Raw genomic sequence first — 20,771 nt, 5'->3', positions numbered from 1 at the left:
GGCAGCACCGACGCATCGACCGACGACCGCGCGGTGAGCCGCAGCGCATTTTTCAGGCCCATGAACGCAAGCGACCCGGCGCGGTGCGGGTGGCACCGGCGCCGGGTCGGCAGGGACCGATCGGTTCGCGATCAGAAGTTGATCATGTGTCCCGCGAGGCCGTGGATGGCTTCTTGCAGGGCCTCACTCAACGTCGGGTGGGTGTGCACGTTGCGGGCGAGCTCGTTGACCGTGAGGTCCCACTTCTGGGCCAGGGTCAGCTCCGGCAGCAACTCGGAGACGTCGGGGCCGATGAGGTGGCCGCCGAGCAGTTCACCGTGCGTGGTGTCGGAGATGAGCTTGACGAAACCGGTGGGATCGCCGAGGCCGTGCGCCTTGCCGTTGGCGGTGAACGGGAAGGTCGCGACCTTCACGTCGTAGCCCTCGTCGCGGGCCTGCTGTTCGGTGAGACCGAAGCTGGCGACCTGCGGCTGACAGAAGGTGGCGCGCGGCATCATCCGGTAATCGCCGAGGGGCATGGTCTCCGCACCGCCGATGGTCTCGGCCGCGACCACACCCTGCGCCTCCGCGACATGCGCAAGCTGCAGCTTGGCGGTGACGTCGCCGATGGCGTAGATGTGCGGCACATTGGTGCGCATGTAGTCGTCGATGGCGATGGCGCCGCGATCGGTGAGCGCGACGCCGGTGTTCTCCAGGCCGTAGCCCTCCACCCGCGGCGCGAAGCCGACGGCCTGCAACACCTTGTCGACGGTGACGGTCTCCACCGAGCCGGACTTGTTGTCCTTGATGCTGACGGTGACCTTGGAGCCGTCGTCCTCGATGGACTGCACGGCCGCACCGGTGGTGATGGTGATGCCGAGCTTCTTGTACGCCTTGGTGATCTCCTTGGAGACGTCGGCGTCCTCATTGGGCAGCGCGCGGTCGAGGAACTCGACGATGCGCACGTCGACCCCGTAGTTCTTCAGCACGTAGCCGAACTCCATGCCGATCGCGCCCGCGCCGACGATCAGGATGGATCCGGGCAGGTCGCGGGTGAGGATCTGCTCCTCGTAGGTGACGACGTTGGCGCTCAGCGAGGTGCCGGGCAGCAGCTTGGTGACGGTGCCCGTCGCGATGATCACGTTGTCGAAGGTGACGGTGTCGGTGCCGCCGTTGCTCAACGCCACCGAGAGGGTGTTCGGGTCGGTGAAGGTACCGAGACCGTCGTATTCGGTGATCTTGTTCTTCTTCATCAGGAAGTGGACGCCCTTGACCCGGCCGTCGGCGACCTTGCGGCTGCGGTCGAACGCCGCACCGAAATCGAAGGACGCCTCACCGGAGATACCGAAGGTCTTCGCTTCCTTGGTGAAGATATGAGCCAGCTCCGCGTTGCGCAGCAGCGCCTTGGATGGGATGCAGCCCACGTTCAGGCACACGCCACCCCAGTATTTCTGCTCGACAATCGCTGTTCGCAGGCCGAGTTGAGCGGCACGAATCGCGGCGACGTAACCGCCGGGACCAGCACCGAGAACGACGACATCGTAGTGGGAAGTCACGGCTTCGAGCCTAACGCTGTTGCTGGAAGTTCACTCGCCTATCCCCCGCAATGGTGAGGAGTCCGGGGCTACTCGTGAGTAGTTATTCCAGCTGTCGCGGGTGGTTACGGTGGTCCCGTGGTTACCGGGCGATACGGCAGTGCCGGTCTCAGTGCCGCGACGATGTCCGGCGGGGCCGAATCGCGGGCGCGAACGAGACCGCGGGCCGCGAGCACCGCCCGCGCCGAACCGGGCCGATCGGATCGGTTCAGCACTTCGCCGGATACCGGGCGCCTCGGCCGGTCAGACGAGCGAGTGGGCTCGTATGTCGCCCGGAGCGCCGAGGCGGACCACGTCGACGCACGAGTGCACCGGGGCGCGGCGGCCGCCGACACGCTGGGCGGAACCGCCTCCACCCAGCTGATCCGCCTGGTCCGCGACACCGCGCTGCGGGCAGGCATCGCCCCCGAACGCCTCGCGACGATTCATGGCACCTCGGACGACGCACTGCGCGGCGAACTCGACCGGGTACCGATGCGCTCGCTGATCCAGCTGTGGGAGCTGCTCGCGAGCGCCGGGCCGGGTGCCGGGCTCGCCGTCGTCGAGGACGCACCGCTGGGCCGGCTCAGCACCTGGGACTATCTGATCACCACTGGCGCGACTCTCGCCGATTCGCTCACTGCGGCCCAGCCGTACCACCAGCTCGTCACCGCCGCGACCGAAGGTTTCGATCTGCACCATGCTGGTGAGCTGACCATCGGCTACCGCACCGGGGCGGGCGATCCGGCGGTGGCCTCGGTCGTCAACGAGTACGTGCTCGGCTACTACCTGCGGCGGGCCCGCGAAGGTCTCGGCAGGAACGTCGTCCCGGCCCGGATCACCTTCAGCCATCCGGCTCCGCGCGAGCACCGGATGCTCACCGAAGCGTTCGGCACCAGCCGCATCGAGTTCGACGCGCCCGCCGACACCATCACCTTCGCCGAAGCCGACGCCCTCGCCCCGCTGGTCCGCGCCGATCCCGCTCTCGCGGAGCTGCTGCGCAGTCACGCGGATCTGGTGCTCGCCGCCGCGCGTCCGGTCGCGGGACCGCTGGACGAATTCCGTACCGCCCTCGCCGCTGCCATCGACGCGGGCGCTCCGACCCTCGCGGAGGTCGCGGCCCGGGTGGCGATGAGCCCCCGCAGCCTGCAACGACGTCTCGCCGACCACGGCACCACCTGGCGTCATGAGCTCGATCGGGTGCGATATCGCCGCGCCGAGGAGCTCCTGAGCGCCGGATCGACGACCGCCACCGTGGCTGCCCGCCTCGGCTTCACCGACGATCGCGCACTGCGCAAAGCGTTTCGGCGCTGGAGCGGAGCCTCGCCAGGAACTGTTCGGCGCCGCTGAGATTCAGCCCGCGCAGCCGGCACCGGAGCCCGACCAGTCGGCTGCCGACGGGGCCGGCGGCGACGAGTCCCACTGCGGCTGGGCTGCGACTGGCTTCGTCGGCGGGCGGCGCGTCCGGACCGGTTCGTGGCATGCGCGGACCTGGGATGCGTCCCGGAACCGCCATACCTTCGTCGTATCCGGACGGACAGTCCGCGAAGCGAGAGAGGCACAACGATGCAGATCACCACCGGACAGCAGATTGCGGCCAACGAGCAAGCTCACTCGCCCGCCCCCAGCACCACCCGCGAGATCCGTTTGGCCGCACGCCCTTCCGGTGCGCCGACCGCGGCCGACTTCGATCTCGTCACCACGCCGATCCCCGACCTCGCCGACGGCCAGATCCTGGTCCGCAACACCTGGATGTCGGTCGACCCGTACATGCGCGGCCGGATGGACGACAAGCCTTCCTACATTCCGCCGTTCCAGGTGGGTGCGGCGCTGGAGGGGTCGGCGCTGGGTGAGGTGATCGCGTCCCGGTTCACCGGAATTCCCCTGGGCGCCACCGTCACCCACTTCGCGGGCTGGCGCGAGCACGCGGTGATCGACGGCGACACCGCCACCGTCATCGACCCGTCCCTCGCCGAACCACACCACTATCTCGGCGCCCTCGGCACCACCGGCCTCACCGCCTACGCGGCGCTGACCGACGTGGCCCCGGTCCGCCCGGGCGACACGGTGTTCATCTCGGCGGCGGCGGGAGCGGTCGGCAGCGTGGCCGGGCAGATCGCGCGCGAGCTCGGCGCGAGCCGGGTGATCGGTTCGGCGGGTGGCCCGGCCAAAACCGAATTGCTGACAACGGAATTCGGCTTCGACGCCGCCATCGACCACCGCGCCGGCGACCTCGCCGGCCAATTGGCGCAGGCCGCGCCCGAGGGCATCGACGTCTACCTCGACAGCGTCGGCGGCGAACACCTCCGCGTCGCCGTCGAAGCGATGCGTCCGCACGGCCGGATCGCCCTGGTCGGCGCCATCAGCGGCTACAACGGCGACTCCACCCAGCGGGGACCGGACCTGTTCCTGGCCGCCACCAGGGAAATCACCCTGCGCGGCATGCTGGTGAACAGCTACTTCCCGATCTTCGGCGAATACATCGCCAAGGCCGCCGGATGGCTCGCCGACGGCACCCTGCGCACCCGGCACACCGTGTACGAAGGTCTCGACCAGGCCCCCGCCGCCTTCCTCGGTGTCCTCACCGGCGCGAACTCGGGCAAGATGCTGGTCCGCCTCGGATGAGACGCGGACTGCTCGCCGTCAGGGACGGGGCTCGTCATCGCCCCGCCCCTGGCCGCCCGCAGCGCCGCCGGCGAGCGTGGTCGATGCGTCGACCGTCAGTCGACCCAGACCTGCTCAGCGACGCGGCGGAAGTTCCCGCCGAACACCGCGGCTCGGTCGGCTTCGCTGAATCCGCGCTCGGCGAGCACGTTGTCCAGTCCTGGCACCTCGGCGAGGCCGAGCAGGTCTTCGGGTGGGGTCCACTGCAAAGGGCCCCACTTGGTGTACGCATCGGAGAAGGCGCCGGGATTGGTGCGGATCTCGTGGTTGAAGTCCTCGGCGTCGAACGAGTAGTCGGAACCGATGCCGATGTGGTCGATGCCGACCAGTTCCGCGCCGTATTCGATGTGGTCGGCCATCGCCAGCACCCGTTCGGCACGTTCGTGCTCGCCATTGCGGCCGAGGAAGATGCCGACGCCGTTGATCCCGATCACGCCGCCGGTGGCCGCGCAGGCCCTGGCCTGATCGTCAGTGATATTGCGCGGATGCTCCCAGACCGCGTCGAAGTTGGCGTGGCTGTAGATCATCGGGGCCTCGGTGAGTTCGGCCAGGTCCAAGCCGGTGCGGCGGGAGCAGTGCGCACCGTCGACGAACACGCCCGCCTCGTTCAACGCGCGAACCAGGTCGCGGCCGTAGCCGGTGAGCCCGGTGTCCTCGGCATCGAGGCAGCCGCAGCCTGCGGCGTTCGCGTGGTTGTAGGTGGGCAGCAGCGAGCGGACGCCCAGATCGCGGAAGCGGGCGACGTTGTCCAGGTCGCCGTCGAGCGGGGCCGCGTCCTCGAGGTCGAAGGCGAGCGCGATGGTGTTCGGGTCGCCGATCTCGGAAACCTTCGTGACCAGCCGGAACCGCCCGTCGGCGTGGGCGTCGGCGCGAAATTTGTGCAGTAGGGCGAGGGTGTCGGCGCTCGACTGCGGCGAATAGCCGACGTTCACCGACAGGTACGACCCCAGCGGGTAGCGCGCCAGCTCGCTGACGTCGGCGGTCGGTAGCAGCGGCAGGCAGCTGTGCTGCTCCCACAGAAACGGCGGCACGGCAACCTCCTGGATAGTTCAGTATCCGAGCAGCTCATCCTATGTCTCGCCGACGGCGGCCGAGGGTAGCCGCGTGGCGGTCGTCACCGCTGGGCAACAATGTGAGGATGAGCGGCGTTGACGAGGAAGTGACTGATCCGTATCTCTGGCTCGAAGAGGTGACCGGCGAGGCCGCCCTCGACTTCGCCCGCTCGCATAACGACGTCGTGGTCGAGCGCTTCGCCTCCGCCGACCGGTTCACCGAGTTGCAGCGCCGCATCCTGGACATGCTCGACACCGACACCAAGATCGCCTACCCGGGCCGTCGCGGGCAGTGGCTGTACAACTACTGGCGCGACGCCGAACATCCGCGCGGACTGTGGCGGCGCACCACCTTCGACGAGTACGCCACCGACAACCCGGACTGGGATGTGCTGATCGACCTCGACGCCGTCGCCGCCGAGGAGGACGAGAACTGGGTGTGGGGCGGTGCGGGCGTGCTGCGACCTTCGCAGAGCCGCGCGCTCATCTCGCTCTCCCGCGGCGGCGCCGACGCGAAGGTGGTACGCGAATTCGATCTGGAGACCAGGAAGTTCATCGCTCCGGAGGATGGCGGGTTCTTCCTGCCCGAGGCGAAATCGCAGATCAGCTGGATCGACATCGACGCGGTGTACGTCGGCACCGATTTCGAGCCCGGTTCGCTCACCGATTCCGGGTATCCGCGCATCGCCAAGCGCTGGCGTCGCGGCACCCCGCTCGCGGCGGCGGAGACGGTGTTCGAGGGCGAGGCCGCCGATGTGGCGGTGTCCGCAGGCTACGACCGGACGCCCGGCTACGAGCGTCACTACATCGGGCGCGCCATCGACTTCTTCAACGAAGAGGTGTACCTGCTCGAGGCCGACGGCACCTGGCGTCAACTGGAGACACCGCTGGATGCCAGTGAATCCTGGTACAAGGATTGGTTGCTGGTGCGGTTGAAATCGCCATGGGAGGTCGGGTCGACCACCTACCCCGCCGGCGCGCTGCTCGTCACGAACTTCGACGATTTCCTTTCCGGTGGACGCGATTTCGACGTGCTCTTCGAACCCGACGCCCACACCGCCTTGCACGGCTACGGCTGGACCGAGAACCATCTACTGCTGGTCACACTCGAGGATGTGCAGACCAAGCTGTACGTCCTCACTCCCGGCGCGGACGGCTGGCGCCGCGAACCGCTCGCCGACACTCCGCCGATGTCGACCACCGGCGTGCTGAACCTCGACCCGCTCGAGGGTGGTGACGAATACATGCTCACCACAAGCGGATTCACCACCCCCGCCACGCTGCTCGCCGGTTCCGTCGGCGGCGAGACCACCCGCCTCAAACAGGAACCCGGCTTCTTCGACACCGACGGCATCGAGACCGAACAATTCTTCGCCCGCTCCGATGACGGAACCATGGTGCCGTACTTCGTCATCCGCCACCGTGACCACAAGGACTCGCCACAGCCGACGGTGATGTCCGGGTACGGCGGCTTCGAGGTATCCCGCACCCCCGCCTACAGCGGCGCCTCCGGCATGGGCTGGCTCGAACGCGGCGGCACCTGGGTGATGACCAATATCCGCGGCGGCGGCGAATACGGCCCCGAATGGCACACCTCGGTGCAGAAAGCCAACCGGCACAAGGTGTACGAGGACTTCTCGTCCATCGCCCGCGACCTGGTGGCCCGCGGCATCACCACCCCTGAACAGCTCGGCGCCGTCGGCGGCTCGAACGGCGGCCTGCTCATGGGCGTCATGCTCACCCGCTACCCGGAACTGTTCGGCGGCATCGTCTGCCAGGTCCCGCTGCTGGACATGAAGCGCTACCACCGCCTGCTGGCCGGCGCCTCCTGGATGGCCGAATACGGCGACCCCGACAACCCCGAGGAATGGGAGTACATCAGCAAGTACTCCCCCTACCAGAACGTCCGCGCCGACAAGCAGTACCCACCCATCCTGCTCACCACCTCCACCCGCGACGACCGCGTCCACCCCGGCCACGCCCGCAAAATGGCGGCGCTACTCGAACAACTGGGCCACCAGGTCTGGTACCACGAAAACATCGAAGGCGGACACGGCGGCGCCGCCGACAACAAACAATCCGCGTTCCAAGCGGCGCTGATCTACGAATTCTTCACCCAGATGCTGGTGGAGAAGCGGGGGTAGGAGTTCGACGCCTTGGCCTACGCCGAGGGGCCTTCACCACGCTCGAGCAGTTCTTTCAACCGCTGATGGCTGGCCGGTGCGCCCTTGGCCGCCACGCGCCGAACCATTGGCACCAGGGCGGTGGCCGCCCCGCGGCCGTCGAAGTCGAGGGTGAAGGTCACCCGGCAGCCGTGGTCACCGCGCGGCTCGACGGTAATCGTCGCGGCCGGGCGGATCGCACCGTCGACCCCATGCGCGGCCCAGAAGGTGGATGGCTGACCACTGTGGTCGGCCATATCTGCTTGGACATGCTGCGCACCCGGACCTCGCGCCGAGAGGAGCCATTCGACCAGCGCCTACCCGAACCGGTCATCACCCGGGCGGGCGTAGACCCGGAGCAGGAGGCGGTGCTCGCGGATGCGGTGGGGCTCGCGATGCTCATCGTCCTCGATACGCTCGCGCCGGCCGAGCGGGTCGCGTTCGTGCTACACGACATGTTCCAGATGCCGTTCGACGAGATCGCCCCGATCGTCGGCCGAACCGAGGCGGCGGCGAGGCAGCTTGCCAGTCGTGCCCGTCGACGAGTCCGGGCCGCACCGATGCCCGATCCCGACCTCGGTCGACAGCGTCGGGTGGTCGACGCCTTCCTCGCCGCGGCGAGAGCCGGTGACCTGGACGCCCTTGTCGCGACTCTGGACCCCGATGTCGCCGTGCATGCCGAAACCGGCGGCGGTGTGGTCAGGCACCTCCGAGGCGCATCGGAAATCGCCGAGCAGGCAATCGCGTTCGCGTCGCGCGCGGAGAACGCCCGCCCGGCACTCGTCAACGGTGCTGCCGGTCTGGTCGCGGCGAGTCACGGTCAGCCGCTCGCCGTACTGGCCTTCACCGTCGCCGGAGGCACGATCGCCGAGCTGGACATTTTCGCCGACCGTGAACGCCTGAGCCGCCTGGACCCGGCATTTTTCGGCGACGAGCGGGCATCCGGCACCCACGACCAAAGGTACTATGGCTGACATAGCTATGGCACCCATCGAAGGAGTGGATCGTGGCCGATGCGGATGGGCATCCTGATCTCGAGGAGTTCGATCTGTCCACGGTGCTGGCCGCGCTCGCGGATGACAATCGGCGCAGCGTGATCGCGCAGTTGTATGCCGAGCCGGAGGGGACCGAGCAGTTCTGCAGTGTGTTCGGGATGCCGTGGGCGCCGTCGACGCGGACCCACCATTTCCGGGTGCTGCGCAAGGCCGGGTTGATCTGGCAGCGGGATGTGGGCAACGGCCGGATGACGAAGTTGCGGCGCGACGATATGGAGCGGGTGTTCCCCGGGCTGCTCGAGGCGATTCTCGCCGCCGACCGGCGTCGTCATCCGGCCGCGCCGGCTACCAGGTGACGGGCAGGGAGACCGGCCGGTGCACGAGCACCCCGGTTTCCCACTGAATGGTGTTCTCCGGCACCGCGAGTTCCAGGGTGGGCAGTTCGGCGACCAGGCGGCGCAGCACTTCGGTGATCTCCATCCGCGCCATCGCCGCACCCATGCAGTGATGCATACCGTAGCCGAACTGTAGGTGGCGCTTGCCATTACGTGCGGGATCGATCACTGCCGGATCGGGATACACATCCGGGTCACGGTTGGCGGCATGCGCGTCGGCGTAGACGATCTCACCGGGGTACAGCACGCCTGCGCCGAGCTGGATCTCGCGCGTGCTCACCCGGGGAAACGTCGAGATCCGACCGAGCGGAAGCAGTCGCAGGAACTCCTCCACGGCAGTGGGGATGTCGTCGGGATGATCCACCAGGTACCGCCACAACTCCGGTCGGGCCAGCGCCACATAGGCGATCTTGGTGATCACCGACAGGATGTTCTGATCCCCGCCGACCACCGAGCCGAGCAGAATCGCCGCGTATTCGGCATCGGTAACCGGCGGCGATACCGAATCGCGTGCGGCGAGCAGGTCGAGGATCAGGCCGGGCCGCAGGTCGCGGCGCCGCGCCACCAGGTCCTCGATGTAGTGGTAGAGCGTCCAGAAATCGGCGAGCAGCTTGTCCACATCGGTGTCGTGGGCCAGCTGCATCTCCCGCGACAGATGCCGGAAGTGGGCGATATCGGCGGTGGGGATGCCGAGGTAGTCCACATTGACGCCGATGGTCACTGGATCGAGCAGCGCACCCACGAGGTCGGCCGAACCGCGTTCACGCTGGGCCCGCAGCTCGGCGAGCGCATCGTCGAGCACCCGGTGCACGGCAGGCACCCGCCGGGCCATGGTGGCCGCACTGTAGGCCGAGGCCACGAAGCCCTTGAGCCGCCCGTGGCCGGGATGGTCCAGATTGAGCAACATCTCGGTGGGCATGATCGTCGGCAGGAAGGTGGGACCGTCGTCCACATTGGTTTCCGCCCGCGCGAAGCTGACATCGGTCAGCACCGCGTGCACGTCGCGATAGGAGGTGAGGTGCGCGGCGGTATGCCCGCTGGGCAGCGTGACCTGCGGTAGTCCTCCGCGCGAACGCTCGGGCAACGGTTCGATCATGGTGGGCGGGGCGATACCGGCGAGACCGTCGAGATCGACCCGGACCGCGTCGAGTGCGTGGGTCATGAGGTGACTCCTTCTGGGCTGGAACCGAATTCCCGGTTCTCGGTGGTTCGTGCACGACCGCGCACCGCGACGATGAGGAGGGTGAGCACGACGAGCAGGGCGATGAGAACGCCGACTGTGGTGGTGAAGGCCGTCCGGTAGACGTCGGGGTGGCCGAACTGTCCCGCCGCGGTGTCATGGGCGGCCGCTCCGCTGAGCTGGGTGCCGACGACCGCGGCCAGCACGATGGCGTAGCCGGCCACGAAGACCGCCTCGCTGCCGATGCGGAAGAAGTTCAGTAGCCCGGCCGCGGTACCACCGCGTTCGGCGGGAACCACCGACAACGCGTGTCCGTCGACCAGGCCGATCGGCAGACCGAAGCCGAGGCCGAGCAGCACCATCGGGACGATGATCCACGCGACCGAGCGGTCCTGGGACAGCGTGAGCACACCGGCGTTGCCGAGGATCAGCGCGCCGAGGCTGAGGTAGACGACCTTGCCGATGGTCAGCGCCGGGAAGCGGGTGATCAGCTGCCCGACGGCCACCGGGGCGACGAAGACCGGGATGGTCATCGCCAGCATGAGCAGCCCGGAGGTGCCGGCCGACAGGTCGGTGATACCGCTCAGGGCCGAGGGCAGATAGGTGAGCAGGGTGACGAAACCGATCGAACCGGCCACCGGCACCAGGCACATCGCCAGGAACTCCCGATTGCGCAGCAGGCCGAGATCGAGGATCGGACCGTGGTCGGCGGCAGCGGGTTTCGCCGCGGGCAGCAGCCGCGTGCCGATTCCGGCGGCGGCCAGGATCAACGCGTGCACCACGAACACACCGCGCCAGTCCAGCAGTGAGATCAGCAGGCCGGAGATGGTCGGGCCGAGGGCGAGGCCGAGGCCGTTCACCGTGCCGAAGACGGCGAAGGCCTTGGTCCGGGCCGGGCCCTCGTATGCGGCGGACAGCAGGGCGGTGGAACCGGTGAGGATGGCCGCGGCTCCGACACCGGCGAGCACCCGGGCCAGGTCGAGCACCAGCAGATTCGGCGCGGCGACGCTGCCGACGCTGCCCGCGACCACCAGCGCGGCACCGAGACCGAAGGTGCGGCGATGCCCGATCCGGTCGCTGACCGCTCCCCACAGCAGCGTGGTGAGCGCGAACGCGATATTGAATCCGTTGACAACCCATTGCAGCGCAGTGGGATTCGAGCCCAGATCTTCGGAGATGAGTGGCAGTGCGATCGCGGTGCCCGCGATCGCCATCGGTGTGACGAACTGAGCGGCGAGCACCACGGGCAGCGTCGCCCGGCTCGGTGTCGCGCTCGGTACTTCGGTTTCGGTGGTGACTGTCGACATGAATACCCCTGGGGCGGTGGATGGACTGGCTGCGGAGTCGGCGACTACCCGGCCGATAGGTACTATGATGCTAGTAGCTACGATCCTTCTAGTACAACCGCAACCGCGCACCGGCCCGCGACCACCTCGCCCCAGGAGAATGTGATGACCACGGCGCCCCGGCCCGACCACAGCAGCACCGATGCCCTCATCGACACCGATGTCCTGGTGGTCGGCGGCGGCCCGGTGGGCATGCTGGTCGCCGCAGAACTGGCCTTGCAGCAGATCCGGACCGTCGTCGTGGAAACCCGCATCGAACTCGATGTGCGCCCGCGCGCGGGTACGGTGCACGCGCGGTCGCTGTCGCTGCTGGCCCGTCGCGGTTATCTCCCCGGTGTCCGGCCCGAGGACATCCGCCGCGATCCGCACGGCGTGCGCCGGACACGATTCCAATTCGCCGCCCAGCCGGTGCTCGCCCTCAGCGCGCCGAGTGTGGAACCGGCGCCGATCGCGGGGATCCCGCAGGCCCGGCTGGAGGCCGCGTTCGAGGAACGCGCCAGGGAACTCGGTGCGCGAATTCTGCGCGGCCACACCGTCACCGGGCTGACGGAAACCGCCGAAGCGGTGCGCGCCGATGTTCTCGACCTCGCCGGCGACCGCACCCTGCGGATTCGCGCGGCCTATGCCGTCGGCGCCGACGGCGCCCGCAGCCTCGTCGCGCGGACCGGCAATTTTCCCGCCACGACGTACCCGGCGAGCATGAATGCCATTGCCGGGCTTGCCGTCGCCGCAGCGCCGGAACAGATTCCGCCCGGCTGGAATCCGACGTCCACCGGCTGGACCATGCACAACCCGAACCCGTACGGCCAGGCCCGAATCATCGCGATGGATTTCAGCGGTCCACTCGAGCACCGCCCGGAACCGACCGTCGAGGAGTACCGCGACCGTCTCGGTCACGTGCTCGGCACTCCGCCGGAACTGGCCGAGATCAGCCACCTGACCCGGTTCAGCGACCACGGCCGCTTCCGCACCCGCCTGCGCGACGGACGCCTGCTGCTGGCAGGCGATGCCGCGCACAGTCACTATCCGCTGGGCGGCCAGGGCCTCAATACCGGCATGCAGGACGCGTTCGCGCTGGGCTGGCGGCTGGCCAGGGTCATCACCGGAGGCGACCCGCCCACGATCCTGGACGACTACTCGCGCGAACGCGTGGCCGTCGCCTCGGCGGTGGTGGGCAATACCGTGCTGCAATCGCGGATGATGAACCCGCACTCCCCGCAACTGCGCGATGCCGTGCTGGCCATGCTCGCGGTTCCGGTGATCCATGATGCCGTCGCCCAGCTCATCAGCGGGCAGTTCCAGCCCGGTTTCCAGCACGATCTGGTGCTGACCGAGGCCGATGGCCGCGAGCGCACCCTGGTGGAGTTGCTGCGCGCGGGCCGATTCGTGGCGATCCGGCCCGACGAGCACACACCGGTGCCGGACGCACCGGCCGATGCCCTGGTGGTGACCGGCAAGGTAACCCCGGACCAGACGTGGACCTCGGCCCTGATCCGGCCCGACGGTTACCTTGCCGCCACCTTGTGAGGCAATGGTCAGCCGGGCCATCGGTCGAGGACCTCACGCACCTCGGCGATGGCCTGCCCGGCATCACGGAACCGCACCGCCGTCCAGCCCGACGCCCGTGCGGCGGCACAATTCTCGGCCAGATCGTCGATCAGGACGCATTGCTCCGGTGCGACGCCCGCGGCCTCGGCCGCGATGGCGAAGATCTGCGCATCGGGTTTGCGGAACCCCACCTTGCAGGAATCGACGAGCGCACTGAGCACGCCATCGAGATCGATCATGCTGCGCCAGTGCGGTTCCCATTCGACAACGTTGTTGCTCAGCACTCCCACCGGAGTTCCGCCTTCGGCCAGTTCGATGACGAAATCGCGCACCGCCGGGTTCACCTGGTGCCCGGCGAACCACTGCCGGCCGAAATCCGCTTCGCTGCGCGAGAGGTCGAGATCGGGTTCCTTGGCCCGGATCGCGGCATGCAGCTTGCGCACCCAGGCCCGCTCGTCGAGCAGGGCCAATTCGATCGGCGCCAGCGGCGGCAGCCCGTATTGGGCGCCGACTTCGGCGATCGCGTACTTGAACAGGTCCACCGGAATGCCCGTCACCTGCTCGTACCGCAGGAACAGCTCATCCAGCGGTGGGGAGAGCACGCCACCGAAATCGAACCAGACGAACGGCCCCGACGTGATCGGCCCGCTCACTGGACCATGGTCCAGACGTCGGCCGGGCGGAAGCGCAGTTCCACCGCACCGGCGGCGATCACGTCATCGCCCTGGACCAGACTCACCTGAGCCCGCGCACCGCCGGCGTCACCGGGCACCGCGGCCACGGTGGCCTTGGCGACCGTATCGCGTTCGAACTCACCGAATTTGGTGAACTCGATATCCAGCCGATGCATCACCATGCGGCTGGTGTCCAGTCCGAGCACGGCGTTCGCGGCGGCCATCGCGATCTGGCGGGCGGCCTCGAACTGCAACATGCCGGGCACATGGTCGAGGGCGTGATCGAACAGCGAGGGGTGGTTGGTGTCGATGATCGTCAGCGCCGACAGCTCCAGCCCGGCCAGCACCGGGTTGGCGAGGATGGCATTGCGCGGATTGTGCCTGCCCACCGAGCCCGGCCGCATCCGCGCGACCGGCAGCTGCTCCGGAATCGTGTGCTGCGGCGGCAGGCCGAGCGATTCGCGCCCGCGCACCCGGATCCGGTTCCACACCGGCGCGGGCATCCACTGATAGACCATCACCTCCCTGGCGGCTTCGTGGCCCTCGATCTCGGCCACCATCTCCAGCGACAGGCCGATGATCTGATCGTCCCGGCGCTTCTCGCCGACCACCCGCGCCTCGATGACGCAATGTCCGGGGCAGTTGCCGATGCGCAGGGTGTCCGGATCGGCGATGGCGAAATCGGCGGAGCCGAAGATGAACTTCTCCGAACGATCCACCCCGAGAAAGGTGTGCGCGTAGTAGATGGCGACCTGCCGGAACACCTCGATCAGTAGCAGCGGATCGTAGGTGGTGGAGGTGCCGCGGTGATCGCTGAAATATGAGTGGTTGCGGGGTAATTGGGCGGCGAAGACGGCGCCGCCCGGCACTGGCTGGGCGTCGGTGAGGAACACCTCGGCGATGGATTCCCGGTGCACGATGCCGCGCGGGATATTGCGGTCGAAGGTCAGGGTCGGGGTCTGCGTTGCTGCGGTCATGATCGAGCCTTCCAGGAGGGGGTGGCGGCGGTCTGGTCAGCGGACGGCGATGTCGTATGCCCAGGCGTTGACGCTGTTGCGAGGCGGGTCGAACAGCGAGGTCACGTTGTGCACGGCGGAGGTGGCGGCGACGCTGTTGCGGTCGGTGTAGAGCGGGATCGCGACGGCGTTGTCGAGCAGGTGGGCGGTGATCTGATCGAACAGCTGCTTGCGCTGCTGCCGGTCGGTCGCCTTGGTGGCGTCGATGAGCCAGCGGTCCACCTGCGGATCGGCGAGTTTGGAGCCGGCGACGATGGAGCCGATGGTGATGCCGTCGATCTGGCCGTATTTCAGGTCCGGCGAGGTGGATCCGTAGGCGCGGTTGAATTGCAGCGACAGATCCAGCCCGCCCACCTGGCGTGGGAACGCCTCGTACTGGTTGCGCGCGAGCAGGTCGTAGACCTGGGCGTTCTCCACGAACTGCAAGTCGACCCGGATGCCGAGGTTCTGGCGCAGTTCGGCCTGCCAGGCCTTCAGGAAATCGTCTTCGGGATAGGTCGGTACGGTCGCGAGCAGCCGGATGACCAGCTGTCGGCCGGTGCTGTCGGTGCGATAGCCGTCGGCGTCGCTGCCGGTCCAGCCGGCTTCGTCGAGCAGGGCGCGCGCGGCGGGAAGATCTGCGGTGCCGCGGTTTTCGTACTTGGCGTCGTAGTAGGCGCTGTCCGGCGAGATCAGGCTCCAGGCCCGGCGCTGGGAGCCCTTGGTGAGACTGTCGACCACCGCGGCGATATCGACGCCCTTGGCGATGGCCCGGCGAACCCGCACATCGGTGGTCGGCCCATTGGTGAGATTGAGCATGATGACCGTGGGCGAGGCCGCCGAGCCGATCTGCTCGTACTGGAACCCGTCGATGCCGTCGAAGAGCCCGATATCGGTGGCCTTGACGGTGCCGATCGCGTCGACCTCACCGCTGCGCAGCAGACCGGCCCTGGTGGACGCCTCCGGGATGTACTTGACCACCAGCTCGTCCAGGTAGGCGGCGCCCTGATGCGTGGCGGTGGCCGGGCCCCAGCGGTAATCGGGGTTCTTCCGGAACCTGATCTCCTGGCCCTGCACCGCCTTGTCCAAGATGAACGGCCCGGATCCGACGAGACCGGCACCGCTGGTGAGGGCCTGTTTATCGCCGGTGAGCGTGCTCGGCGCGACGATGGCGCCGCTGAGTCCGGCCAGGGTGGACAGGAAATCCGCTCGCGGCGTGCTCAGCGTGATCCGCACCTTGTAGGGGTCGAGCACATCGACGGCGCTGACGCTCGAATACTGCAACAGCCCGAGCACCGTCCACGACGGCGACTGCGGATCGCGCAGCAGATCGATATTCGCCTTGACCGCGTTCGCGTCGAATTTCTCGCCGTTGTGGAAGGTCACGTCCTGGCGCAGGGTGAACTCGTAGACGGTGCCGTCGGGTGAGATGGTCCACTCGGTGGCCAGCCAGGGGTGGAACTGTTCTTCGCGGTCCTCGGCGATCAGGCTGTCGTAGCTGTTGCGCAGCACCTGCGAGGCGTCGAACGCCGCGCCGAAGTGCGGGTTGAGGCCGCGTTCAGGATAGTTCGGGAGGGCGATGGTGAAGGTGCCGCCCGCCTGCGGCGGGGAGGTCGGGCCGCCACCGCCGCTGCCCGGTTCCGGGTCGGAGGCGCAGCCGGCCACCGCCAAGGCCAGGGTGGCGAGCAGTAGCAGGAAGGGTCGAGTGATGCGGTTACGCACGCGAATAGCTTTCTGTGGTGGCCCGCGCGGGCAGGCGCGGAACGGATTCGAGCAGGGCACGGGTGTAGGGCGCCGACGGTGCGGTGAAAACGTCGTCGGCCGAACCGGATTCGACGATCTCCCCGTCGTGCAGGACCAGCACGCGATGACAGATCTGCCGGACGACGGCCAGATCGTGGGAAATGAAGACGACCGCGACGTGACGTTCGCGCGCGAGTTCGGCGATCAGCGCGAGGATCTGGGCCTGGACCGAGATATCGAGCGCCGACACCGGTTCGTCGCACACCACCAGCCGCGGCTGCGCGCCGAGCGCCCTGGCGATATTGACCCGCTGCCGTTGTCCACCGGACAGCTCGCGGGGATGGCGATCGATCACCTCGGCGGGCAGATGCACCGCGTCCAGCAGCCGCCGCACCTCGGCCGCGGCGCGTTCGCCACGACCGAACCGCACGGCGACGCTTTCGGCGATGATGTCGCCGACCCGGTAACGGGGGTCGAACGAGCCCACCGAATCCTGTGCCACCAGCCCGATCTCGCCGGGTCGGCGGGTGGCTCTGGTCAACGGCGCGTCACCGAAACGCATCGCACCGCTGTCGGGTTCGACGAGACCGCTGATCATCTTCGCCACGGTGGATTTCCCGGAACCGGATTCGCCGACCACCCCGAGCACCTCGCCTGCCTGCACCTCGAATGAGATGCCGGTGGCGGCCGGGACCGAACGCCCACGCACCCGATACGACTTGCCGAGTCCATCTGCTCGGAAGATCGGCGGCCCGGCCGGGGGCGGCGCGCCCGCGCTACCCTGCGGCACCGCGGCCAGCAGCTGCCTGGTGTACGCGTGCGCGGGCGCTTCGATCACCTGCCGGGCCGGGCCGGACTCCACGATCCGGCCCGCTTTCATCACCAGGATCCGGTCCGCCACCGCGGCGACGACCGCCAGATCATGGCTGACCAGGATCATCGACCGGCCGCCCGCGACCTGGCTGACCAGCAGGTCGAGCACCTGCGCCTGCACCGTCACATCGAGCGCGGTGGTCGGTTCGTCGGCGATGAGGATATCCGGATCGCCGGCCAGCGCCGCGGCGATCAGTGCGCGCTGACGCTGCCCGCCCGACAGCTGAAAGGAATGCTGCCGCTTGCGAATCGCGGGTTCGGCGATGCCGACCGAGGTCAGCAGTTCCTCGATGCGGCGGTCGCGTTCGGCACGCGGGAGTGCCGGTAGGGATTCACCGATCTCGGCGGCGATCGTGCGCAGCGGGTCGAGGGCGACGAGGGCGTCCTGGAGGATCAGGCCGATCCGGGTGCCGCGGATCCGGCGCCACTGCCGCTCGGTCAGCTCCTGCGCGGAGGTGCCGAACAGGTCGAACCGGTCGGCCCGCACCCGCGCGCCGTCGCCCGCCAGGCCGACCAGGCTGCGGGTGGTCACCGATTTGCCGGAGCCCGATTCGCCGACGATGGCCAGGATCTCCCCGCGCCGCAGCTCGAAGTCGATTCCGTCGACGACATCGCCGGCGCGGCCCGCGAATCCGATGCGCAGATTCCGCACCCGCAGCACGGTCTCGGCCTCGGTGTCCGCGGATGGTTCGGCGGTGGCCGTGAGCGTCATGGGTGTGCCCTCCGTTCGAAGCGGTGACCGGCGTAGCGGCCGAGCACGGTGGTCGCCAGCACGACCACCGTGATGGCGGCGCCGGGGAAGGCCACCGACCACCAGGCGATCCGCAGATCGCCGTGGCCCTCGGCGAGCATCGAGCCCCATTCCGGTTCCGGTGGTTGCGGTCCGAAGCCGAGGAAGCTCAGGGCCGCCGCGCCGAGAATGCTGGTGCCGAGCCCGAGCGTGACCACCACCGGAAGCGAACGCAGGGCGTTGGGCAGGATGTGGCGCACCACGATCCGGGTGCGCGACCGGGTGAACAGGCCCGCCTGTGCGACGTATTCGCTGCCGCGCACGGCCCGCGTCTCCGCCCGCATCACCCGCGCGAAGCGTGGTGCGGCCGCGATACCGATGGCGAGAATGAGATTCGGCGTGCCGGTGCCGGTGAAGGTGATGAGCACCAGGGCGAGCAGGATCTCCGGGAAGGCGCCGAGCAGATCGAAGGTGCGCGAGGCGATCGCGTCGACGATGCGGTTGCCGATCCCGGCGATCAGGCCGAGCGTCACCCCGATCAGTACCGCGAGCGCGGTCGCCGATACGCCGATCGTCAGCGACAGCCTGGCCCCGTGCACCACCCGGGTGAACACGTCGCGGCCGAGCTGATCGGTGCCGAACAGATGGGCGGCCGATGGCGGTTGGTGCGCGGCGAGCAGATCGGTCTGCAGGGGGTCTCCCGGCCCGAGCACGCCGGGCGCGAGCGCGGCCAGCGCCGCGAGCGCCAGCACCGCTGTCGCTGCCCATACGGCTGCCGGATGCGCGGGCAGCGCGGGAAAGCGCAGGCGTGCTGCGACTTTCGTGGTCATGGCGTGGCCTCCCGCAGTCGCGGATCGATCCAGAGGTAGGCGATGTCGACAAGCACCGTCACGGTCAGGTAGATCGCCGCGGTCAGCAGCGCGACACCGAGCACCACCGGGACATCGGAGTAGGTGACCGCCTCCACGGTCGCGCGGCCGATGCCCGCGCGGCCGAAGACTTCCTCGATCACGACCGTCCCGGTGAGCAGCCCACTGACCGCCCAGCCGGCCAGCGTCGCCGCGGGAATCAGCGAATGCCGTAGCCCGTGCCGCAATCGCAGCCGGGTGGTGCTGATCCCGCGCGAGCGTGCGGTGAGCGCGAACGGCTGCTCCAGCGCGCGCTCGATCCCCTCGCGCATCACCTGTGCGAGCACCGCGGCGATCGGCAGCGCCAGCGTGACGGCGGGCAGGATCAGCCGCTGGAACTCGTTTCCCGCCGTCACCGGCAGCACCTTGAGGGTGAAGGCGAAGATCCAGATCAGGATGAGCCCCATCCAGAACGGCGGCGCCGAGGCGAGCACGACCTCCGCTGTGCCGAGTGCGCGGCTGAACACATCGCGCCGCCCGGCGGTCAGCACGGCCAGCAGCGGCGCCAGCACCACCGCGATGAGCAGGGCGAATCCGGCGAGCTGCGCGCTGGTGCCGAGCTGTTCGCCGAACAGGATGTCGGTCACCGGTTCGCCGCGCACATAGGAGTAGCCGAGGTCACCGTGCAGCAGCCGGTCCAGATGCCGCACGTACTGCACGCCGATCGGTTGATCCAGACCCCAGTCCTGTTCGATCCGCGCTCGCTGGGTGGGATCGCTCGACTCACCCATGATCGCGGTGACCGGATCACCCGGTGCGATGTGTACGGCGAGGAAGGCCAGGGTGACCGCGGCCCACATCATCGCGACCGCGGACAGCACGACGCCGACGATGCGGCCGAGCACGACGTGACGATGCGCAGTCATCGCTCAGACCTCGATGGGCGCGCCGACCAGGCTGCCCCATTCGGTCCAGGACCCGTCGTACACGCGCACCCGCCGATCACCGAGCAGCTCCTCGAAGATCAACCACCCGAGCGCGGCCCGATGCGAGAGCCGGCAGTAGGCGATGATCTCGGTGGCCGCGTCGATGCCCAGTTCGGCGACCCGCGCCCGGATCTCGGCCACCGGCCGCAACAACCCCTGCTCATCGAGCAGATCCTGCACCGGAAGACTCGACGCACCCGGAATATGCCCGCCACGCTCGGCCCCGTGATCGATCGGCTCGGTGACGGGGGCGACCCGCGCGCCCGAATATTCTTCCGGCGAGCGCAGATCCACGATCGCGGTCGGCGAAGCGATCGCGGCGAGGACGTCCTCACGGCCGGCGACGAGTTCGTCAGTACGCGGAGCCACCAAGGGAAGTGGCGGTGCCGAGGGGGCGCGCGATGGGTCCGCAGGTGACACGGGCGCGGGCGGTTCAGCCGCAGGCGGTATGGCCTCAGGCGGTTCAGCCGCAGACGGTCGCGAAGGTACCGGCGCACGACCGTCTCCGCGCCAGGCCGGCAGTCCTCCGTCGAGATAGCGCAGGTCTCCGCCGACGCCGACGGCCGCCGCCACCCAGAGGGCGTAGGCGGCGAATTGGGTGGGTTCGCCGGCGAAGATCACCGTGGATTCCGCATCCGCGCCGAGGGCATGCAGCCGGGCGACCAGTTCGTGCGGTGCGGCGAACTCGCGGCGCGTGCGGTGCCACAGCAGGTCTTTCCAATACACCGTGCGCGCACCGGGAACGCTCGGCGCACCACCTGCTTCGCCGAGGGTGCTGCCCGGTGCCGCACCAGGCGTATTGGTCACCTCGATGACGACGACGCCCGGATCGGTCAGCCGGGAGCGCAACCATTCCGCGTCGACGACACGGCTCGTCACGACACTTCCCACCGCAGACCTCCCGCTCGTACCACCGGCTCCGTTGAGCTCGGTGGCGAAAACATAAGAGGCCCGCCACGCTGCCGGGAACACAAAAAGTCAAGCAGACTCCAATTATGTGTTCCCTGATTCGGGATACATATCCTCG

The 20,771-nt window shown here is 68.5% G+C and carries 18 protein-coding genes; 6 read left to right on the top strand and 12 right to left on the bottom strand.

Annotated elements, in window-relative coordinates; genetic code table 11:
- Positions 1 to 131: 131 nt before the first annotated feature.
- Positions 132 to 1,535: a dihydrolipoyl dehydrogenase gene (lpdA, locus tag AC5W7N_RS07220; protein ID WP_163810373.1), complete on the bottom strand. Its 1,404-nt coding sequence runs from the start codon at positions 1,533 to 1,535 to the stop codon at positions 132 to 134.
- A gap of 294 nt (positions 1,536 to 1,829) precedes the next feature.
- On the opposite strand from lpdA, the gene AC5W7N_RS07215 reads away from it, so the two are divergent.
- Complete coding sequence (locus AC5W7N_RS07215; RefSeq protein ID WP_495923429.1) at positions 1,830 to 2,903, top strand: helix-turn-helix domain-containing protein; 1,074 nt, start codon at positions 1,830 to 1,832, stop codon at positions 2,901 to 2,903.
- Between the two features lie 216 nt (positions 2,904 to 3,119).
- On the top strand, positions 3,120 to 4,178 hold the full coding sequence (locus tag AC5W7N_RS07210) for an NADP-dependent oxidoreductase (protein ID WP_495923428.1): 1,059 nt from the start codon (positions 3,120 to 3,122) through the stop codon (positions 4,176 to 4,178).
- Positions 4,179 to 4,273: 95 nt separating this feature from the next.
- Here AC5W7N_RS07210 and AC5W7N_RS07205 read toward each other — a convergent pair whose 3' ends face one another.
- On the bottom strand, positions 4,274 to 5,248 hold the full coding sequence (locus AC5W7N_RS07205; protein WP_495923427.1) for a dipeptidase: 975 nt from the start codon (positions 5,246 to 5,248) through the stop codon (positions 4,274 to 4,276).
- Between the two features lie 107 nt (positions 5,249 to 5,355).
- Here AC5W7N_RS07205 and AC5W7N_RS07200 point away from each other — a divergent pair, with 107 nt between their 5' ends.
- Positions 5,356 to 7,413, top strand: a complete 2,058-nt coding sequence (locus tag AC5W7N_RS07200) for a prolyl oligopeptidase family serine peptidase (RefSeq protein WP_495923426.1) — start codon at positions 5,356 to 5,358, stop codon at positions 7,411 to 7,413.
- Between the two features lie 17 nt (positions 7,414 to 7,430).
- On the opposite strand, the gene AC5W7N_RS07195 is transcribed toward AC5W7N_RS07200, so the two are convergent.
- Positions 7,431 to 7,688: an SRPBCC family protein gene (locus AC5W7N_RS07195; RefSeq protein WP_163810381.1), complete on the bottom strand. Its 258-nt coding sequence runs from the start codon at positions 7,686 to 7,688 to the stop codon at positions 7,431 to 7,433.
- Between the two features lie 12 nt (positions 7,689 to 7,700).
- Between AC5W7N_RS07195 and AC5W7N_RS07190 the strand changes: the two genes are divergently transcribed.
- Positions 7,701 to 8,405, top strand: a complete 705-nt coding sequence (locus AC5W7N_RS07190; protein ID WP_495923425.1) for a sigma factor-like helix-turn-helix DNA-binding protein — start codon at positions 7,701 to 7,703, stop codon at positions 8,403 to 8,405.
- A gap of 32 nt (positions 8,406 to 8,437) precedes the next feature.
- Positions 8,438 to 8,782: an ArsR/SmtB family transcription factor gene (locus tag AC5W7N_RS07185; protein ID WP_194990540.1), complete on the top strand. Its 345-nt coding sequence runs from the start codon at positions 8,438 to 8,440 to the stop codon at positions 8,780 to 8,782.
- Here the strand turns inward: AC5W7N_RS07185 and AC5W7N_RS07180 are convergent.
- Positions 8,772 to 9,983: a cytochrome P450 gene (locus AC5W7N_RS07180; protein ID WP_495923424.1), complete on the bottom strand. Its 1,212-nt coding sequence runs from the start codon at positions 9,981 to 9,983 to the stop codon at positions 8,772 to 8,774. The two genes, AC5W7N_RS07185 and AC5W7N_RS07180, sit on opposite strands and share 11 nt — an antisense overlap.
- A complete protein-coding gene (locus tag AC5W7N_RS07175; protein ID WP_495923423.1) occupies positions 9,980 to 11,308 on the bottom strand; it encodes an MFS transporter in 1,329 nt (442 codons plus the stop codon). Before AC5W7N_RS07175 ends, AC5W7N_RS07180 begins: the two co-directional genes overlap by 4 nt.
- 144 nt (positions 11,309 to 11,452) lie before the next feature.
- Here AC5W7N_RS07175 and AC5W7N_RS07170 point away from each other — a divergent pair, with 144 nt between their 5' ends.
- A complete protein-coding gene (locus AC5W7N_RS07170; RefSeq protein WP_495923422.1) occupies positions 11,453 to 12,874 on the top strand; it encodes an FAD-dependent monooxygenase in 1,422 nt (473 codons plus the stop codon).
- Between the two features lie 8 nt (positions 12,875 to 12,882).
- Here the strand turns inward: AC5W7N_RS07170 and AC5W7N_RS07165 are convergent, their stop codons facing one another.
- The 7 genes from AC5W7N_RS07165 to AC5W7N_RS07135 are packed head-to-tail and all read right to left on the bottom strand — an operon-like array spanning position 12,883 to position 20,623.
- The gene (locus AC5W7N_RS07165) at positions 12,883 to 13,548 is read right to left on the bottom strand and encodes an HAD family hydrolase (protein WP_495923421.1); all 666 of its coding nucleotides are present in this window, start codon (positions 13,546 to 13,548) and stop codon (positions 12,883 to 12,885) included.
- A complete protein-coding gene (locus tag AC5W7N_RS07160; protein WP_163810391.1) occupies positions 13,545 to 14,546 on the bottom strand; it encodes an AfsA-related hotdog domain-containing protein in 1,002 nt (333 codons plus the stop codon). The genes AC5W7N_RS07165 and AC5W7N_RS07160 overlap by 4 nt, the downstream gene beginning before the upstream one ends.
- Before the next feature lie 36 nt (positions 14,547 to 14,582).
- Complete coding sequence (locus tag AC5W7N_RS07155) at positions 14,583 to 16,286, bottom strand: ABC transporter substrate-binding protein (protein ID WP_163810393.1); 1,704 nt, start codon at positions 16,284 to 16,286, stop codon at positions 14,583 to 14,585.
- Positions 16,279 to 17,892, bottom strand: a complete 1,614-nt coding sequence (locus tag AC5W7N_RS07150) for an ATP-binding cassette domain-containing protein (RefSeq protein WP_495923420.1) — start codon at positions 17,890 to 17,892, stop codon at positions 16,279 to 16,281. Before AC5W7N_RS07150 ends, AC5W7N_RS07155 begins: the two co-directional genes overlap by 8 nt.
- Positions 17,889 to 18,740, bottom strand: coding sequence for an ABC transporter permease (locus AC5W7N_RS07145; protein ID WP_495923419.1), 852 nt, complete (start codon positions 18,738 to 18,740; stop codon positions 17,889 to 17,891). The genes AC5W7N_RS07150 and AC5W7N_RS07145 overlap by 4 nt, the downstream gene beginning before the upstream one ends.
- A complete protein-coding gene (locus AC5W7N_RS07140) occupies positions 18,737 to 19,684 on the bottom strand; it encodes an ABC transporter permease (RefSeq protein ID WP_163810399.1) in 948 nt (315 codons plus the stop codon). Before AC5W7N_RS07140 ends, AC5W7N_RS07145 begins: the two co-directional genes overlap by 4 nt.
- Positions 19,685 to 19,687: 3 nt before the next feature.
- A complete protein-coding gene (locus tag AC5W7N_RS07135; RefSeq protein WP_495923418.1) occupies positions 19,688 to 20,623 on the bottom strand; it encodes a sulfurtransferase in 936 nt (311 codons plus the stop codon).
- Positions 20,624 to 20,771 lie beyond the last annotated feature (148 nt).

This window comes from Nocardia sp. CDC519 (assembly GCF_059509835.1).
Note: the sequence above shows the minus strand (reverse complement) of the source record. Positions and strands in the feature narration are given on the sequence as shown.

Excerpts from the sequence above, each read along its gene's own strand:
- AC5W7N_RS07210 (WP_495923428.1), top strand. The coding sequence starts at position 3,120 with ATGCAGATCACCACCGGACAGCAGATTGCGGCCAACGAGCAAGCTCAC.
- AC5W7N_RS07200 (WP_495923426.1), top strand. The coding sequence starts at position 5,356 with ATGAGCGGCGTTGACGAGGAAGTGACTGATCCGTATCTCTGGCTCGAA.
- AC5W7N_RS07195 (WP_163810381.1), bottom strand. The coding sequence starts at position 7,688 with ATGGCCGACCACAGTGGTCAGCCATCCACCTTCTGGGCCGCGCATGGG.
- AC5W7N_RS07190 (WP_495923425.1), top strand. The coding sequence starts at position 7,701 with ATGCTGCGCACCCGGACCTCGCGCCGAGAGGAGCCATTCGACCAGCGC.
- AC5W7N_RS07180 (WP_495923424.1), bottom strand. The coding sequence starts at position 9,983 with ATGACCCACGCACTCGACGCGGTCCGGGTCGATCTCGACGGTCTCGCC.
- AC5W7N_RS07175 (WP_495923423.1), bottom strand. The coding sequence starts at position 11,308 with ATGTCGACAGTCACCACCGAAACCGAAGTACCGAGCGCGACACCGAGC.
- AC5W7N_RS07170 (WP_495923422.1), top strand. The coding sequence starts at position 11,453 with ATGACCACGGCGCCCCGGCCCGACCACAGCAGCACCGATGCCCTCATC.
- AC5W7N_RS07160 (WP_163810391.1), bottom strand. The coding sequence starts at position 14,546 with ATGACCGCAGCAACGCAGACCCCGACCCTGACCTTCGACCGCAATATC.
- AC5W7N_RS07150 (WP_495923420.1), bottom strand. The coding sequence starts at position 17,892 with ATGACGCTCACGGCCACCGCCGAACCATCCGCGGACACCGAGGCCGAG.
- AC5W7N_RS07145 (WP_495923419.1), bottom strand. The coding sequence starts at position 18,740 with ATGACCACGAAAGTCGCAGCACGCCTGCGCTTTCCCGCGCTGCCCGCG.
- AC5W7N_RS07140 (WP_163810399.1), bottom strand. The coding sequence starts at position 19,684 with ATGACTGCGCATCGTCACGTCGTGCTCGGCCGCATCGTCGGCGTCGTG.